Annotated in this window: 12 protein-coding genes; 6 read left to right on the top strand and 6 right to left on the bottom strand. The window is 70.8% G+C overall.

Annotation, left to right across the window (positions count from 1 at the left end):
• Positions 1 to 186 precede the first annotated feature (186 nt).
• From FEF34_RS17580 to FEF34_RS17560, 4 genes are all read right to left on the bottom strand, one after another.
• Complete coding sequence (locus tag FEF34_RS17580) at positions 187 to 1,137, bottom strand: Yip1 family protein (RefSeq protein WP_138054028.1); 951 nt, start codon at positions 1,135 to 1,137, stop codon at positions 187 to 189.
• Positions 1,138 to 1,606: 469 nt separating this feature from the next.
• Positions 1,607 to 2,752: an FG-GAP repeat domain-containing protein gene (locus tag FEF34_RS17570; protein ID WP_138057545.1), complete on the bottom strand. Its 1,146-nt coding sequence runs from the start codon at positions 2,750 to 2,752 to the stop codon at positions 1,607 to 1,609.
• Between the two features lie 223 nt (positions 2,753 to 2,975).
• A complete protein-coding gene (locus tag FEF34_RS17565; protein WP_138054026.1) occupies positions 2,976 to 5,279 on the bottom strand; it encodes a (Fe-S)-binding protein in 2,304 nt (767 codons plus the stop codon).
• An 83-nt stretch (positions 5,280 to 5,362) separates the two neighbouring features.
• Positions 5,363 to 5,956, bottom strand: coding sequence for a sugar transferase (locus FEF34_RS17560; protein WP_234042434.1), 594 nt, complete (start codon positions 5,954 to 5,956; stop codon positions 5,363 to 5,365).
• 248 nt (positions 5,957 to 6,204) lie between these two features.
• Here FEF34_RS17560 and dnaK point away from each other — a divergent pair, with 248 nt between their 5' ends.
• Genes dnaK through FEF34_RS17540 form a run of 4 tightly spaced genes read left to right on the top strand, consistent with a single transcriptional unit; the run spans position 6,205 to position 10,434 of the window.
• The gene (gene dnaK, locus FEF34_RS17555; protein WP_138054025.1) at positions 6,205 to 8,079 is read left to right on the top strand and encodes a molecular chaperone DnaK; all 1,875 of its coding nucleotides are present in this window, start codon (positions 6,205 to 6,207) and stop codon (positions 8,077 to 8,079) included.
• The gene (gene grpE / locus FEF34_RS17550; protein WP_138054024.1) at positions 8,079 to 8,744 is read left to right on the top strand and encodes a nucleotide exchange factor GrpE; all 666 of its coding nucleotides are present in this window, start codon (positions 8,079 to 8,081) and stop codon (positions 8,742 to 8,744) included. The genes dnaK and grpE overlap by 1 nt, the downstream gene beginning before the upstream one ends.
• A 33-nt stretch (positions 8,745 to 8,777) precedes the next feature.
• Complete coding sequence (gene dnaJ, locus FEF34_RS17545; RefSeq protein WP_138054023.1) at positions 8,778 to 9,968, top strand: molecular chaperone DnaJ; 1,191 nt, start codon at positions 8,778 to 8,780, stop codon at positions 9,966 to 9,968.
• A 4-nt stretch (positions 9,969 to 9,972) separates the two neighbouring features.
• Complete coding sequence (locus tag FEF34_RS17540) at positions 9,973 to 10,434, top strand: heat shock protein transcriptional repressor HspR (protein WP_138054022.1); 462 nt, start codon at positions 9,973 to 9,975, stop codon at positions 10,432 to 10,434.
• A gap of 532 nt (positions 10,435 to 10,966) precedes the next feature.
• On the opposite strand, the gene FEF34_RS17535 is transcribed toward FEF34_RS17540, so the two are convergent.
• Positions 10,967 to 11,953, bottom strand: coding sequence for a helix-turn-helix domain-containing protein (locus FEF34_RS17535; RefSeq protein ID WP_234042433.1), 987 nt, complete (start codon positions 11,951 to 11,953; stop codon positions 10,967 to 10,969).
• Between the two features lie 284 nt (positions 11,954 to 12,237).
• Between FEF34_RS17535 and FEF34_RS17530 the strand changes: the two genes are divergently transcribed.
• The gene (locus FEF34_RS17530) at positions 12,238 to 12,558 is read left to right on the top strand and encodes a Rieske (2Fe-2S) protein (protein ID WP_138054021.1); all 321 of its coding nucleotides are present in this window, start codon (positions 12,238 to 12,240) and stop codon (positions 12,556 to 12,558) included.
• 220 nt (positions 12,559 to 12,778) lie between these two features.
• Here the strand turns inward: FEF34_RS17530 and FEF34_RS17525 are convergent, their stop codons facing one another.
• Positions 12,779 to 13,192, bottom strand: coding sequence for a pyridoxamine 5'-phosphate oxidase family protein (locus FEF34_RS17525; protein WP_138054020.1), 414 nt, complete (start codon positions 13,190 to 13,192; stop codon positions 12,779 to 12,781).
• A 141-nt stretch (positions 13,193 to 13,333) separates the two neighbouring features.
• Between FEF34_RS17525 and clpB the strand changes: the two genes are divergently transcribed.
• Positions 13,334 to 15,925 (top strand): ATP-dependent chaperone ClpB, encoded by a 2,592-nt coding sequence (gene clpB / locus FEF34_RS17520; protein ID WP_138054019.1) that lies wholly within the window; start codon positions 13,334 to 13,336, stop codon positions 15,923 to 15,925.
• Positions 15,926 to 15,998 lie beyond the last annotated feature (73 nt).

Raw genomic sequence — 15,998 nt, 5'->3', positions numbered from 1 at the left:
TCCGGGTGTAGAACCCCCATACAGTCAAGTCCGCTTGGAGCGTCGAGAAGCCCGTCGTGCGGCGCAGCGGCCAGGTCCTGGACGCCTGACCGCCCCGCGGCCGCGTACCCCCGAGTGCACCGACGAGGCCCCTGCCGCGTGTGGCAGGGGCCTCGGTCGTGGTCCGTCCCGTGGCCGGGACGCCGGTCAGATCGTGCCGAGCTTGATGATCGCGAGCAGCGCGATCAGCTGGAGCGCCGAGGCGCCGAGCGCCTTCGGCCACGGCAGGTCGTGCGACTTGCTCACCATGGAGGTGAACAGCGCGGCCGCCGCCAGCCAGGTCGCCCAGCCCACCACCTGCACCAGCGAGTTCTCACCGCCGAGGAAGAGGGCGACGAGAAGCCTCGGGGCGTCCGTGAGGGACATGATCAGCATGGAGAGGCCCACCGTCGGCTGCCACGCCCCGTCGCCGCCGAGTTGGCGGGCCAGGGTGTGGGTGACCGCGCCGAGGACCAGACCGCCGAGCACGAAACCCACACCCGTGATGATCACGGACGTCAGCGCGCTCGCGAACGGCGCGTTGATCGCCTCGTCGCGCGTCTGGTCGAATCCGAAGATTGCGAGCAGGCCGTAGAGGAACGTGACGCTCAGCGCCGGGCCCCAGACCGGGTAGTCCCGCATCTGGAGGAAGGTCGGGCCGGGGCGCAGCACGATCCCGCTCAGCAGTTCCTTCCAGTGCAGGCGCGGGCCGGAGGGGACGGGTGCGGCGCCGGCGTGGTACGTCGAGCCGTCGCCGTACGGGTCCTCGCCGACGCTGAAGGCCCGGGTGTGGCCGGGGTTGTCGGCGTACGGGTCGGCGCCGTGGCCGCCGCCCTGGTGACCGCCCTGCTGGTGCTGCTGGTAGGGGTCGCCGAAGTACTCGGGCTCGCCGTACGGTTGCCCGTGCCCGTGCCCGTGCCTGTTGCCGTGCCCGTGTGCGTATCCCTGTCCGCCGTGTCCGCCGCCTCCGCGGGGCCACTGCTGCGGGGGGTGCGACGGCGCCGCCTGGCCTCCTCCGGGGCCGTACTGCTGTCCGTACGGCCCCGGAGGGGCCTGCTGCGGTTGTTGTTGCGGGGTGCGGTTGTTGTCCCGGCCGCGTCCGATCCTGAATCCAGCCACGCATTCGAACGTACCCGGTCCCGCTGTGTCCGGTGTCCGGAGCCGGGTAACCGGGGGACCTTTGCGGCCGAGCTGTGACATCCCCTAGGGGGATCCCGGGGGTCCGGCGGAGGTCCGCACAGGGGGCCACGGACCCGGCGGCCCTCGCGACCGCCGGTGACTCTCTCCCGGGGCGCCGGTGACTCGGCTCCCGAGCGGCGGCCTCGGCTCTCCGAGCGCCGGGGACCTCCGTCCCGGGCCATGTGCGGCCTGCGGTGCCGGGGTTGTTCCGGGCCATGTGCGGCCTGCGGCTCCCGAGCGGCGGCCTCGGCTCTCCGAGTGCCGGGGACCTCCGTTCCGGGCCATGTGCGGCCTGCGGTGCCGGGGTTGTTCCGGGCCATGTGCGGCCTGCGGCTGCCGGGGCTGTCCCGGGCCTTCGGCCCGGGGGCTGCGCCGGCCGTGTCTCCACTCGGCCGCCCGTCGCCCCGCCTCAGCCGAGGAACACCGAGGTGCTGAACGTGACCAGGGGCCGGTGCCGGTCCCCCGCGCCCGGGTGGACGGCGATGACGTCCGCGTTCTCGCCCCGGTGCGTACGGGTCACGATGTCCGCGCGCCCGTCCCCGTCGAAGTCCGCGCGGCGGAGCAACTCGGTGACGGGGGCGGTCTCGCCGGCCGGGAGCGGGGGCGCGGGTGGTAGTGGCACGGCCTGGAACGTGTACCGGCCGCCGGGCCGGCCGGGGCCGTCGGGGCCGCCGCGCAGGAGCGCGCCCTCCGCCTGTGCGCCGGGGACCAGGGGGCCGGTGGCGTGGACCAGGTCGTCGTAGCCGTCGCCGTCCGTGTCCGGCCGCGGTGTGGGGGCGGCGAGCACGGGGCCCGCACCCGGCGCTGCGGCTGTGGCGCCGCGCGGCGCGCCGGTGCGTCCGAAGGGGCCGCGCAGGAAGCTCACCCGGCCCTCGCTCGCGGTCACCGCGAGGTCCTGGGCGCCGTCGCCGTCGAAGTCGCCGCAGACGGGGTGGTCGGGCCACTCGTTGCCGTACCGGGCCTGCTCGGGGATCCGCAGGACGACCGCCCTCCCGGTGAGTCCGGACGGGCTGCCGAAGAGCAGCTGCAGCGGGACGGGCGGGCGTCCGGTGCCGTCGTACGGGGGGTCCGTGGCGACGACCAGGTCGCTGAAGCCGTCCCCGTCCAGGTCGCACGCGGCGGCGGCGTCGAAGGCGGCGGGCAGGGTGCCGGCGACGGGTGCGCCGTTGGCGCGCGGCGACAGGAGCTGGCGGACGGCCGGGGAGACGGGGCCCTTCGTGGCGGAGGCGGTCGCGGTGCCGCCGCCGGTGCCGTACACGATGCCGATGCCCGCGTCGTCGTCGTGGCCCGCTCCGGGCGCCTTGACCAGGTCGTTGAGGACGAGGTCCCGGTGGCCGTCGCCGTTGAAGTCCTCCGGTACACGGCTGCCGCCGCCGCGCGGGACCGGGAGGGCCGGGGGCGCCGCCTGGTCCGCGAGGGCCCGCGGCGGGGCCGAGCGGGGTGCGGCTTGGCGTTCGGGCCCGGAGCGGGAGGGCGGGACGAGGCCGCAGCCGGCCAGCGGCGCCAGCAGCAGCGCGACCGCGCCCGTCAGCGCGGCCTTGCGCAGTAGACGCACCACGACGGCACCACTCCCGTTCGTCCATCCGCTTTGCCGGGCCCGGGAAGCGGAACCCCGGGCCGCATCATCATGCCCCTGTCAGATGCATCAGCCAATGGCCGGATGGCCGGCAGTTCGCCGGGCCCGGGAGCGGCCCGGTGCCACGTCGCCGCACACGCAGAAGCGGCCGGTCCTGCCCCCGAGGCAGATCCGGCCGCTTGCCGCTCGTCCTTGCGGACGACTACTTCACGGGTTCCGGTTCCGGGTCCGGCGAGTCCGCCGGTGCCGTGTCGTCCGCGTCGCCGTCGTCACCCGGGCCGGCCGGGGTCTTCACCGAGTCGAGCAGCAGCTGGGCCACGTCGACGACCTGGAGGGACTCCTTGGCCTTGCCCTCGCCCTTCTTGCCGTTGACCGAGTCGGACAGCATCACCAGGCAGAACGGGCAGGCGGTGGAGACGATGTCCGGGTTGAGGGACAGGGCCTCGTCGACGCGCTCGGTGTTGATGCGCTTGCCGATCCGCTCCTCCATCCACATGCGGGCGCCGCCGGCGCCGCAGCAGAAGCCGCGCTCCTTGTGGCGGTGCATCTCCTGCTGGCGCAGGCCGGGCACCTTGTCCATGATCTCGCGCGGGGGCGTGTAGACCTTGTTGTGGCGGCCCAGGTAGCAGGGGTCGTGGTAGGTGATCAGGCCCTCGACCGGGGTCACCGGGATCAGCTTGCCCTCGTCGATGAGGTGCTGGAGCAGCTGGGTGTGGTGGATGACCTCGAACTCACCGCCGAGCTGAGGGTACTCGTTGGCGATGGTGTTGAAGCAGTGCGGGCAGGTGGCGACGATCTTCTTGGCGGCCTTCGGCTTCTTCGTGGACTCGTCCACCTCCCCGTCCTCGCCGAGGGACTCGCCGAAGGCCATGTTCAGCATGGCCACGTTCTCCTGGCCGAGTTGCTGGAACAGGGGTTCGTTGCCGAGGCGGCGGGCGGAGTCACCGGTGCACTTCTCGTCCCCGCCCATGATCGCGAACTTGACGCCCGCCATGTGCAGCAGCTCGGCGAAGGCCTTGGTGGTCTTCTTGGCCCGGTCCTCCAGGGCGCCGGCGCAGCCGACCCAGTACAGGTAGTCGACCTCGGTGAGGTCCTCGACGTCCTTGCCGACGATCGGGACCTCGAAGTCGACCTCCTTGGTCCACTCGACGCGCTGCTTCTTGGCCAGGCCCCAGGGGTTGCCCTTCTTCTCCAGGTTCTTGAGCATCGTGCCCGCCTCGGACGGGAACGAGGACTCGATCATCACCTGGTAGCGGCGCATGTCGACGATGTGGTCGATGTGCTCGATGTCGACCGGGCACTGCTCCACACACGCGCCGCAGGTGGTGCACGACCACAGCACGTCCGGGTCGATGACGCCGTTCTCCTCGGCGGTGCCGATCAGCGGGCGCTCGGCCTCGGCCAGCGCGGCGGCCGGGACGTCCTTGAGCTGCTCCTCGGACGCCTTCTCCTCGCCCTCCATGGTCTTGCCGCCGCCGGCCAGCAGGTACGGGGTCTTGGCGTGCGCGTGGTCGCGCAGCGACATGATCAGCAGCTTCGGGGAGAGCGGCTTGCCGGTGTTCCAGGCGGGGCACTGCGACTGGCAGCGGCCGCACTCGGTGCAGGTGGAGAAGTCGAGGATGCCCTTCCAGGAGAACTGCTCGACCTGGGAGACGCCGAAGACGTCGTCCTCGCCCGGGTCCTCGAAGTCGATCTCCTTGCCGCCCGAGGTCATCGGCTGCAGGGCGCCCAGCGCGGTCTCGCCGGTGGCGTTGCGCTTGAACCAGATGTTGGGGAAGCCCAGGAAGCGGTGCCAGGCCACACCCATGTTGGTGTTCAGCGACACCGTGATCATCCAGATCAGCGAGACGCCGATCTTGATCATGGCGGTGAAGTAGACCAGCGTCTGCAGGGTGGGGACGCTCAGCCCGTCGAAGGCCAGGACGAGCGGGTACGAGACGAAGTACGCGGCCTCGTAGTGGTCCACGTGATGGATCGCGCCCTCCAGTCCGCGGAGGGCGAGGATCGCGAGGCCGATGGTCAGGATGACGTACTCGACGAAGTACGCCTGCCATGCCTTGGAGCCGGCGAAGCGCGACTTGCGGCCCGCGCGGGACGGCAGGTTCAGCAGCCGGATCGCGATGAGCGCGAGGATGCCGACGACGGTCATCAGGCCGATGAACTCGATGTACATCTCGAAGGGCAGGAACCCGCCCAGGACCGGCAGGGTCCAGTCGGCCTCGAACAGCTGGCCGTACGCCTGTGCGAGCGTCGGCGGCAGCGTCAGGAAGCCGATCGCGACGAACCAGTGGGCGAAGCCCACGATCCCCCAGCGGTTCATCCGGGTATGGCCGAGGAACTCCTTGACCAGGGTGACCGTACGGGCCTTGGGATCGTCGGTACGGCTGCCCGCAGGCACGGGCTGACCGAGCTTCACGAACCGGTAGATCTGCGCGACGGCTCGGGCGATGAGCGCAACGCCGACCACGGTCAGGACCAGCGACACGATGATCGCGGCGAGTTGCATTTGGGGGCTCCTCGGGCCTGCGAGGGTGGGGAATCAGCACTTACTAAGCGGTAACTTATCCAGTCCGTGCCGAGCGTACCCACTTATTCCGTCGCACTGTAGCCAGGTGGGCGGTGATCTGCGTCGCTCAGGGCACCCTGAGTGCGGGGCGGGAGCAGGGCCGGAAGCGTGCGCGCCAGGACGGCCAGATCCAGCCCGATCCAATGGTGCTCCACGTAGTGCTGGTCGAGCAGCTCCGGTTCGTCCCAGGGCAGCGTCGAGCGCCTGTGCAGCTGGGCGGGGCCGGTGAGGCCGGGGCGGACGGTCTGCCGCCAGGGGGCGGCTGCGCGGGGGTCCTCCGGAGCCAGGGCCGCCGGGCCGACCAGGGACATCTCGCCGGTGACCACATGGGGCAGTCTGGAGAGCAGATCCAGCCGCCAGCGGCGGGTGCGCAGTGAGCGGACGGTGAAGGGATACCCGCGGAGCCCCGTCTTCAGCTCCCGCGCGACGATCCCACCGGGTGGGCGGCGCAGGGCGAGGGAGCAGGCCGCGGTGGCCAGCAGTGGTGCGGCGAGGATCAGCAGCAGTGTGCCGAGGGTCAGGTCGAGGAGACGCTTGGGGTCCGGGGGCCGCGCGGTCGGGGCCCATGGGGCCGGTCCCGCCGATCGCGCCGACTGCACGGGACGCAAGGCACTCACCTGACCGTTCTGTCTTTTCTCAGTCGATACCTGGTGGTTTCTGTCCAGTAAGACGCGTCTATGAACCTTTCGCGTGCTTTGCAGAACGATGGCACGGTGGGCTTGGGGGTGTGTGCAGGCCGCGCCGGGCGGGCAGGCGAAGAGGGGCGGCACTATAGTTGAGTCGACTCGACTCAGGTCTGTTGACGCCGTGAGGCGGTTGGTGCATCCTTGAGCCAGTTCCACTCAAGTCCACTGGAGGAATCGAAATGGCACGTGCGGTCGGCATCGACCTGGGCACGACTAACTCCGTCGTCAGCGTTCTGGAGGGCGGTGAGCCCACCGTCATCACCAACGCCGAGGGCGCCAGGACCACGCCGTCCGTCGTCGCCTTCGCCAAGAACGGTGAGGTGCTCGTCGGCGAGGTCGCGAAGCGTCAGGCGGTGACCAACGTGGACCGGACGATCCGCTCGGTGAAGCGCCACATGGGCACCGACTGGGCGATCGAGCTGGACGGGAAGAACTTCAACCCGCAGCAGATCTCCGCGTTCATCCTGCAGAAGCTGAAGCGGGACGCCGAGTCGTACCTGGGCGAGAAGGTCACGGACGCCGTCATCACCGTCCCCGCGTACTTCAACGACTCCGAGCGCCAGGCCACCAAGGAGGCCGGTGAGATCGCGGGTCTGAACGTCCTGCGCATCGTCAACGAGCCGACCGCCGCCGCGCTGGCGTACGGCCTCGACAAGGACGACCAGACGATCCTCGTCTTCGACCTCGGTGGCGGTACCTTCGACGTCTCGCTGCTGGAGATCGGCGACGGCGTCGTCGAGGTGAAGGCCACCAACGGCGACAACCACCTCGGTGGTGACGACTGGGACCAGCGCGTCGTCGACTACCTGGTGAAGCAGTTCGCCAGCGGGCACGGCGTCGACCTGTCCAAGGACAAGATGGCTCTCCAGCGTCTCCGCGAGGCCGCGGAGAAGGCGAAGATCGAGCTGTCGTCCTCCACCGAGACGACGATCAACCTCCCCTACATCACGGCGTCCGCCGAGGGCCCGCTGCACCTGGACGAGAAGCTCACGCGCGCCCAGTTCCAGCAGCTGACCGCGGACCTGCTGGAGCGCTGCAAGACCCCGTTCCACAACGTGATCAAGGACGCGGGCATCCAGCTCTCCGAGATCGACCACGTGGTCCTCGTCGGCGGCTCGACCCGCATGCCGGCCGTCGCCGAGCTCGTAAAGGAGCTGACCGGCGGCAAGGAGGCCAACAAGGGCGTGAACCCGGACGAGGTCGTGGCGATCGGCGCCACCCTCCAGGCCGGTGTCCTCAAGGGCGAGGTCAAGGACGTCCTGCTCCTCGACGTGACCCCGCTGTCCCTCGGCATCGAGACCAAGGGCGGCATCATGACCAAGCTCATCGAGCGCAACACGACGATTCCGACGAAGCGCTCGGAGATCTTCACGACGGCCGAGGACAACCAGCCGTCCGTGCAGATCCAGGTCTACCAGGGCGAGCGCGAGATCGCGGCGTACAACAAGAAGCTCGGCATGTTCGAGCTCACCGGCCTCCCGCCGGCCCCGCGCGGCGTCCCGCAGATCGAGGTCTCCTTCGACATCGACGCCAACGGCATCATGCACGTGACCGCCAAGGACCTGGGCACGGGCAAGGAGCAGAAGATGACCGTCACCGGCGGCTCCTCGCTGCCGAAGGACGAGGTCGACCGGATGCGCCAGGAGGCCGAGCAGTACGCGGAGGAGGACCACCGCCGCCGTGAGGCCGCCGAGACCCGGAACCAGGCCGAGCAGCTCGTCTACCAGACCGAGAAGTTCCTCAAGGACAACGAGGACAAGGTCCCCGGTGAGATCAAGACCGAGGTCGAGACGGCGGTGAACGAGCTCAAGGAGAAGCTGAAGGGCGAGTCCGCCGAGGGCGACAACACGGCGGAGATCCGTACCGCCACCGAGAAGGTCGCGGCGGTCTCCCAGAAGCTCGGCCAGGCCATGTACGCCGACGCCCAGGGCCAGCAGGCCGCGGGCGGCGCGGACGCCGGGGCCTCCCAGGCGAAGGCCGACGACGACGTCGTCGACGCCGAGATCGTGGACGACGAGAAGGACCACAAGGACCAGAAGGGTGGCGCTGCCTGATGACGGAGGAGACCCCGGGTTTCGAGGAGAAGCCCGACGTCCCCTCCGGCGCCACTCCCGATGACGCGGCGCAGGCCGCCGCCTCCTCCGCGGACGAGGGGGCGGCCCAGGCCGGGGACGCAGCACAGACGGCCCGCACGGCTGCCGACGCGGGGCTGACGGCCCAGCTGGACCAGGTCCGGACCGCGCTCAACGAGCGCACGCTGGACCTGCAGCGGCTGCAGGCCGAGTACCAGAACTACCGCCGTCGGGTGGAGCGGGACCGGATCACGGTCAAGGAGATCGCGGTCGCGCAGCTCCTGACCGAGCTCCTGCCCGTGCTCGACGACATCGGCCGGGCCCGCGAGCACGGCGAACTGGTCGGCGGCTTCAAGTCGGTGGCGGAATCGCTGGAGACCGTCGCCGCCAAGATGGGGCTGCAGCAGTTCGGCAAGGAGGGCGAGCCCTTCGACCCGACGGTCCACGAGGCCCTGATGCACAGCTACGCGCCGGACGTCACCGAGACGACCTGTGTGGCGATCCTGCAGCCGGGCTACCGGATCGGCGAGCGGACCATCCGGCCGGCGCGGGTCGCGGTGGCCGAGCCGCAGCCGGGTGCCCAGCCGAAGGAGCAGGCGGCCGAGCAGGCGACGGACGAGGAGAGCGGTGGCCCGGACGAGGGCTGACGCAGGCGGCAGGCACCGGAAGGAGGGACGTCGATGAGCACGAAGGACTTCGTCGAGAAGGACTACTACAAGGTCCTCGGCGTCCCCAAGGACGCCACCGACGCGGAGATCAAGAAGGCGTACCGGAAGCTCGCCCGCGAGAACCACCCGGACGCCAACAAGGGCGACGCGAAGGCCGAGGAGCGCTTCAAGGAGATCTCCGAGGCCAACGACGTGCTCGGCGACCCCAAGCGGCGCAAGGAGTACGACGAGGCGCGGGCGCTCTTCGGCAACGGTGGCTTCCGGGCCGGTCCCGGAGCCGGAGGAACGTTCAACTTCGACCTGGGCGACCTCTTCGGGGGCGCCCAGACCGGGGGCGCGGGCGCCGGCGCCGGCGGCGCCGGCGGCTTCGGCGGCGGACTCGGGGACGTCTTCGGCGGCCTGTTCAACCGCGGGGCCGGCACGGGGCCCCGTACCCAGCCGCGCCGCGGCCAGGACATCGAGTCGGAGGTGACGCTCAGCTTCACCGAGGCGGTGGACGGGGCCACGGTCCCGCTGCGGATGTCCAGCCAGCAGCCCTGCAAGGCCTGTTCGGGCACCGGCGACAAGAACGGCACGCCCCGGGTGTGCCCGACCTGCGTCGGCACCGGCCAGGTCTCGCGCGGCGGCAGCGGGTCCTTCTCGCTGACCGACCCCTGCGTGGACTGCAAGGGCCGCGGGCTGATCGCCGAGAACCCCTGCGAGGTCTGCCACGGCAGCGGCCGCGCCAAGTCGTCCCGGACCATGCAGGTCCGCATCCCCGCCGGGGTGAGCGACGGCCAGCGGATCCGGCTGCGCGGCAAGGGCGCACCGGGTGAGCGCGGCGGACCGGCCGGCGATCTGTACGTGGTGGTCCACGTCGGGGAGCACCCGGTCTTCGGGCGCAGGGGCGACAACCTCACCGTCACGGTGCCGGTCTCCTTCACGGAGGCCGCGCTGGGCGGCGAGGTGAAGGTCCCGACCCTCGGCGGGCCTCCGGTCACCCTGAAACTGCCCGCGGGTACGCCGAACGGCCGTACGATGCGGGCCCGCGGCAAGGGCGCAGTCCGCAAGGACGGCACCCGGGGCGATCTGCTGGTCACCGTGGAGGTCTCGGTGCCCACGGAACTCGGCGACGAGGCACGTGAGGCACTGGAGGCGTACCGCAAGGCGACTGAGGGTCACGACCCGCGGGCAGAACTGTTCCAGGCTGCGAAGGGAGCATGACGCGATGGACGGCCGACGTCGACAGCCCGGATTCGGTGGCAGGGCCTATGAACTGACCGAGGAGACGCCGGTGTACGTCATCTCGGTGGCGGCTCAGCTGTCCGGACTGCACCCGCAGACCCTTCGGCAGTACGACCGCCTCGGTCTGGTCTCCCCGGACCGCACGGCGGGGCGCGGCAGGCGCTACTCGGCCCGGGACATCGAACTGCTCCGCCAGGTCCAGTCCCTGTCCCAGGACGAGGGCATCAACCTGGCCGGAATCAAGCGCATCATCGAGCTGGAGAACCAGGTGACGGCCCTGCAGGCCAAGGTCGCGGAACTGTCCGCGGCGGTCGAGGGCGCGGCGCTGGCCATGCAGCAGCGCGAGGCCCAGGTGCACGCGTCGTACCGGCGCGACCTGGTGCCCTACCAGGACGTGCAGCAGACGAGCGCGTTGGTGGTGTGGCGGCCGAAGCGGGACGGCTGAGCGCTCCCGCCGGTCCGTGGCGCAGGGAAGGCGGAGGAGGGACCGGGAGGTGTGGACCTCGCGGTCCCTCCTCACGCGCTCTGGGCCGGGGACCCGGCGGCCCGTACGCCCTCGCGGACCGCTGCGGGCCGGTCGAGGCGTCGACTCGCCCACCGGGGCGACCGGTCTTCTGTGAGCAGGGCGCCGGGTGGTGGCGGGTGTCCCCGGTGAAGGCCTCCCCGGCGAAGGTGTCGACGCGGGAGGAGCCGCGCGGCAGCCGTCCCCTGCCGGGCGCGATCCGTGCCGTCTCGCCGTGGTCGTCCCCCCGGCCCTACCGGCGTCCCCGGACCGCGACGCGATGTGCACCGGCGACAGGCTGAGCTCTACGGCGAGCCCCAGGGAGCCCGGTCACGGGTGCCGATCGGGGTGCGCGGCTGCGGTTCCGCGCGGGGAGCAGGCGATGCGCACCAACGGCAGGCCGGATCAGGCGACTTCGACGACACCCGCGGTGTGGTCGCGACGGACGGCGGGTCGGAGCCGGTCTGGTCCGTGGTCAGTGATCCTGCTCCAGGATCCCGGACTGGGCGATGAGATAGCCGAGTTGGGCCCGCGAGCCACTGCCGAGGGCGGAGGCGAGCTTGGCGATGTGGGCCCGGCACGTGCGGACGTTCATCCCGAGACGGCGGGCGATGGCCTCGTCCACGTGGCCTTCGACGAGGAGTTTCGCGATGGAGCGCTGGACGCCGCTGACACCGTCCGGTTCGGGGGCGTACGCGACGACCTGGTCGTCCCAGGCGACGCCGTGGAGCCAGAACTGCTCGAAGACACCGACGAGATACTGCACCAGACCCTCGTGGCGCAGCTCCAGGGCGACCCTGCGGTCGCTGCGTGCCGGGATGAAGGCCACCTTGCGGTCGACGATGATGAGCCGGTCGATGATCTCCTCGAGGGTGCGGAACTCCGCGCCGTACGCGGCGACCCGCTCCACGTAGGCCATGGTGGCCGGGTGGTGACGTGCCGTGTGCTGGTACAGCGTGCGCATGGAGACGCCCCGGTCGACAAGCATCCCCACGCGTCGCAGCCCCTCCTGGAGGGTCGCCGGCCGGCGGCCGCTGCCCGGCTGCACCGTCAGCAGTTCCTCCCGGCACTCGGCGATGACCCGGTCCAGCGTCGCGTTGATGAGGTGGAGTCCCTCGAGGACGGTGATCGCGTGTGTCGTGGACGGATCGTGCGCGTTCAGTGTCATGAATGGCTCGAACGACTCCGCCAGTGAGATGGTGAGTCGTCTGCGCTCCTGGATCTCCCGCTCTATGGGGTGCATCAGCTGGTGCAGGGCGACGGACGGCGGAACCGGACGAAGCCACTCGGTGTCGTCGGGGTCGGGGCGCAACATGCCCAGATCCATGAGGCACGGCGCGTCGGTCACCTCCGACCGGGCTATGCGGCCACTGCGCAGAGCGGACGCATACAGGTTCTTACCGGCCTCGCACAGCTCGTCGTGACTGTGCTTATCTCCCCCATCGCCCTGTTTCGTCTCCATATGCACCCCCCTCAGGGTCCTGAATTGCAGGAACATGATGCCTGGCCGCGCTGGTGAAGGCGTTCGGAGTGAGCCATCGTTCTAGACGCGGGGGGAGGTAGTGATTAATAGAGGTGGAGATCGGCCATGACCAGGATGGTTCGTGCACTGTGCGCTATAGCCGTTGCGGCTGCTCTCGGCGGTCTCGCGGTGAGCGGTGAGCCGACGTGGGAGTCGGTGCCCATGACGGTGAGCGCGATCCCGGGCGAACCCACTTGGGAGAGCGCGCCGGCGGACGCAGACGCGTGAGCATGCCCCCGGACGATCGCGTCTTCCGGCGGGAGATGGCGACCGCGTACCGATCCGGGTGGCATTTCATCGACCTCGTCACGGCAATCCCCCACCGTGGCGACTCGCTGATGGTCACTCTCTTCGGGGAACCGATCGTCGTCGCCCGCGAGGACGACGAGGACGTCCGCGCCTACCGGTGCCTTCGCCGGCCCCGCGGGGCCCCACGCCCCGTCCGCTGTGCCATCCGGTACGGCATGATCTTCGTCAATCTCGACCAGCGCGACCACCAGCTGGTCGAACGCGAGACCACCACCGCCACCCCCCGCAGTGCCTGAGCGATTCCCCCGTCGTTCAAGATCGCTCAGGCGCTTCCCCCACACAGCGGCGCCATCGTGGACCTGAAACACGATGGCGCCGCTGTGCTGTGCGCGGAACACGATGGCGCCGCTGTGCTGTGCGCGGAACACGACGGTGCCGCGGGCCGTGCGCCTGCGGCGGGCGCCTGCGCGCTGGGAGCGGGGCCGGCCCGGCATCCCGCCATGCCGTGCGCGTCCGCTACGCCCGGCCCATCGCGCGGGTCAGCGCGATCTCGATGACCACGCGGTCCGGGTTCGGCGACGGCGTGCGGCCGTAGCGCTCCGCGTAGCGGGCGACCGCGTCGGCGACGGCCTCCGGGTCCGTGCGGACCGTTGCCCGGCCCTCGAGCGTCGCCCAGCGGCCCTTGTCCACCTGGCAGACCGCGACCGCCGCCCCCTCGGGCCCGGCGGCCAGCACGTTGGCGACCTTGCGGCTGTTCTTGTTGGTGATCACCCGGGCGACGCCCTTCTCCCCGCCCTCCGGGTCGTACGTCACACCCACCGCCACGACGTGCGGAGTGCCGTCGGGGCGGGGAGTGGTGAGCGTGCACATGTGGTACTCGCGCCAGAAGCCGAGAAAGGACTCGTGGGGGCGGCTGGGGTCGATGGCCATGCCCGGAACCTACCCGCGGGAGTGCCCGTCGACGAATCCGAAGAAGGGGAGATGCGGATAGTTGAGCGGAACCGGCTCAACTTTGTGTACCGTAGAAGAGTCAGGGCGATACGCAGCCAAGGCGAGGAGGAGAAGCCGCACGTGGACGCCGAGCTGACCAACAGGAGCCGGGACGCGCTGAGCGCCGCGACCACCCGGGCCGTGTCCGAGGGACACGCCGATCTGACCCCCGCGCATCTGCTGCTGGCGCTGCTCGCGGGCCAGGACAACGAGAACATCACCGACCTGCTGGCGGCCGCCGACGCCGACCAGGCCGCGGTGCGGTCGGGAGCGGAGCGGGTCCTCGCGGACCTGCCCAGCGTGACGGGGTCGACCGTCGCGCCCCCGCAGCCCAACCGTGAGCTGCTCGCCGTCATCGCCGACGCCGACCGGAGGGCCAAGGAGCTCGGGGACGACTACCTCTCGACCGAGCATCTCCTCATCGGCGTCGCCGCCAAGGGCGGACGGGCCGCCGAGGTGCTCTCCGGAGAGGGCGCCACCGCGAGGAGGCTGCAGGAAGCGTTCGAGAAGGCACGAGGAGGGCGCCGGGTGACCACGCCCGACCCCGAAGGCCGGTACAAGGCCCTGGAGAAGTTCGGCACCGACCTCACGGCCGCGGCCAGGGAGGGCAAGCTCGATCCCGTCATCGGCCGCGACCAGGAGATCCGCCGGGTCGTCCAGGTGCTCTCCCGCCGCACCAAGAACAACCCCGTGCTGATCGGCGAGCCCGGCGTCGGCAAGACGGCCGTCGTCGAGGGCCTCGCGCAGCGCATCGTGAAGGGCGACGTACCGGAGTCCCTCCGCGACAAACGGCTGGTCGCCCTCGACCTCGGCGCCATGGTCGCCGGCGCCAAGTACCGCGGCGAGTTCGAGGAGCGGCTCAAGACCGTCCTCTCCGAGATCAAGGAGAGCGAGGGCCAGATCATCACCTTCATCGACGAGCTGCACACCGTCGTGGGCGCGGGCGCCGGCGGCGACTCCGCCATGGACGCCGGCAACATGCTGAAGCCGATGCTCGCCCGCGGCGAGCTGCGCATGGTCGGCGCCACGACCCTCGACGAGTACCGCGAGCGGATCGAGAAGGACCCGGCGCTGGAGCGCCGCTTCCAGCAGGTGCTGGTCGCCGAGCCCACGGTCGAGGACACGATCGCCATCCTCCGCGGCCTCAAGGGCCGCTACGAGGCCCACCACAAGGTGCAGATCGCGGACAGCGCCCTGGTGGCCGCCGCGACGCTCTCCGACCGCTACATCACCTCCCGCTTCCTGCCCGACAAGGCCATCGACCTCGTCGACGAGTCCGCGTCCCGGCTCCGGATGGAGATCGACTCCTCCCCGGTCGAGATCGACGAGCTGCAGCGCTCCGTCGACCGGCTGCGGATGGAGGAGCTCGCACTCTCCAAGGAGACCGACGAGGCGAGCATCCAGCGCCTGGAGAAGCTCCGCCGAGACCTCGCCGACAAGGAGGAGGAACTGCGCGGGCTGACGGCGCGCTGGGAGAAGGAGAAGCAGTCCCTCAACCGCGTCGGTGAGCTCAAGGAGAAGCTCGACGAACTCCGCGGCCAGGCCGAGCGGGCCCAGCGCGACGGCGACTTCGACACCGCGTCCAAGCTGCTGTACGGGGAGATCCCGACGCTGGAGCGGGAGCTGGAGGCCGCCAGCGAGGCCGAGGCCCGGCAGGAGGCCGCCAAGGACACCATGGTCAAGGAGGAGGTCGGCCCGGACGACATCGCCGACGTCGTCGCCTCCTGGACGGGCATCCCGGCCGGACGGCTACTGGAGGGCGAGACCCAGAAGCTGCTGCGCATGGAGGCGGAACTCGGCAGGCGGCTGATCGGCCAGACCGAGGCCGTGCAGGCCGTGTCCGACGCCGTGCGCCGCTCCCGGGCCGGGATCGCCGATCCCGATCGTCCCACGGGCTCGTTCCTCTTCCTCGGTCCGACCGGCGTCGGCAAGACCGAGCTGGCCAAGGCCCTCGCGGACTTCCTCTTCGACGACGAGCGGGCCATGGTCCGCATCGACATGTCGGAGTACGGCGAGAAGCACAGCGTGGCGCGGCTCGTCGGCGCCCCGCCCGGGTACGTGGGCTACGAGGAGGGCGGCCAGCTCACCGAGGCGGTCCGCCGCCGCCCGTACAGCGTGGTGCTGCTCGACGAGGTGGAGAAGGCCCACCCCGAGGTCTTCGACGTCCTGCTGCAGGTCCTCGACGACGGCCGGCTGACCGACGGGCAGGGCCGGACGGTGGACTTCCGCAACACCATCCTGATCCTGACGTCCAACCTCGGCAGCCAGTTCCTGGTGGAGCCGCTGACCGGAGCGGAGGAGAAGAAGCAGCAGGTCCTGGAGACCGTACGGGCCTCGTTCAAGCCGGAGTTCCTGAACCGGCTGGACGATCTCGTCGTCTTCTCGGCCCTGGACAAGGAAGAGCTGGCCCACATCGCCGAGCTCCAGATCGCACGGCTCGCCAAGCGGCTCGCCGAACGCCGGCTCACCCTGGACGTCACCCCGGAGGCCCTGGAGTGGCTGGCCGACGAGGGCAACGACCCGGCCTACGGCGCGCGGCCGCTGCGCCGGCTGGTCCAGACGGCGATCGGCGACCGGCTCGCCAAGGAGATCCTCGCCGGCGAGGTGGAGGACGGCGACACGGTCCGCGTCGACCGCGCCGACGGCGGCCTGATCGTGGGTCCGGCGCAGTGAGCCACGCCCGGGTGGGGGTTGCCAGCCCCCGCCCGGGATGCGGGAGGATGGCCGCATCCGTACGAAGGGAAAC

The sequence above is a fragment of the Streptomyces marianii genome (assembly GCF_005795905.1).
Lineage (GTDB): Bacteria > Actinomycetota > Actinomycetes > Streptomycetales > Streptomycetaceae > Streptomyces > Streptomyces marianii.
This window is presented reverse-complemented; position numbering and strand designations above follow the sequence as displayed.

What these genes read in the sequence shown, in the direction of transcription:
- FEF34_RS17565 (WP_138054026.1), bottom strand. Translation starts at nt 5,279, where the DNA reads ATGCAACTCGCCGCGATCATCGTGTCGCTGGTCCTGACCGTGGTCGGC.
- dnaK (WP_138054025.1), top strand. Translation starts at nt 6,205, where the DNA reads ATGGCACGTGCGGTCGGCATCGACCTGGGCACGACTAACTCCGTCGTC.
- grpE (WP_138054024.1), top strand. Translation starts at nt 8,079, where the DNA reads ATGACGGAGGAGACCCCGGGTTTCGAGGAGAAGCCCGACGTCCCCTCC.
- dnaJ (WP_138054023.1), top strand. Translation starts at nt 8,778, where the DNA reads ATGAGCACGAAGGACTTCGTCGAGAAGGACTACTACAAGGTCCTCGGC.
- FEF34_RS17540 (WP_138054022.1), top strand. Translation starts at nt 9,973, where the DNA reads ATGGACGGCCGACGTCGACAGCCCGGATTCGGTGGCAGGGCCTATGAA.
- FEF34_RS17535 (WP_234042433.1), bottom strand. Translation starts at nt 11,953, where the DNA reads ATGGAGACGAAACAGGGCGATGGGGGAGATAAGCACAGTCACGACGAG.
- FEF34_RS17525 (WP_138054020.1), bottom strand. Translation starts at nt 13,192, where the DNA reads ATGGCCATCGACCCCAGCCGCCCCCACGAGTCCTTTCTCGGCTTCTGG.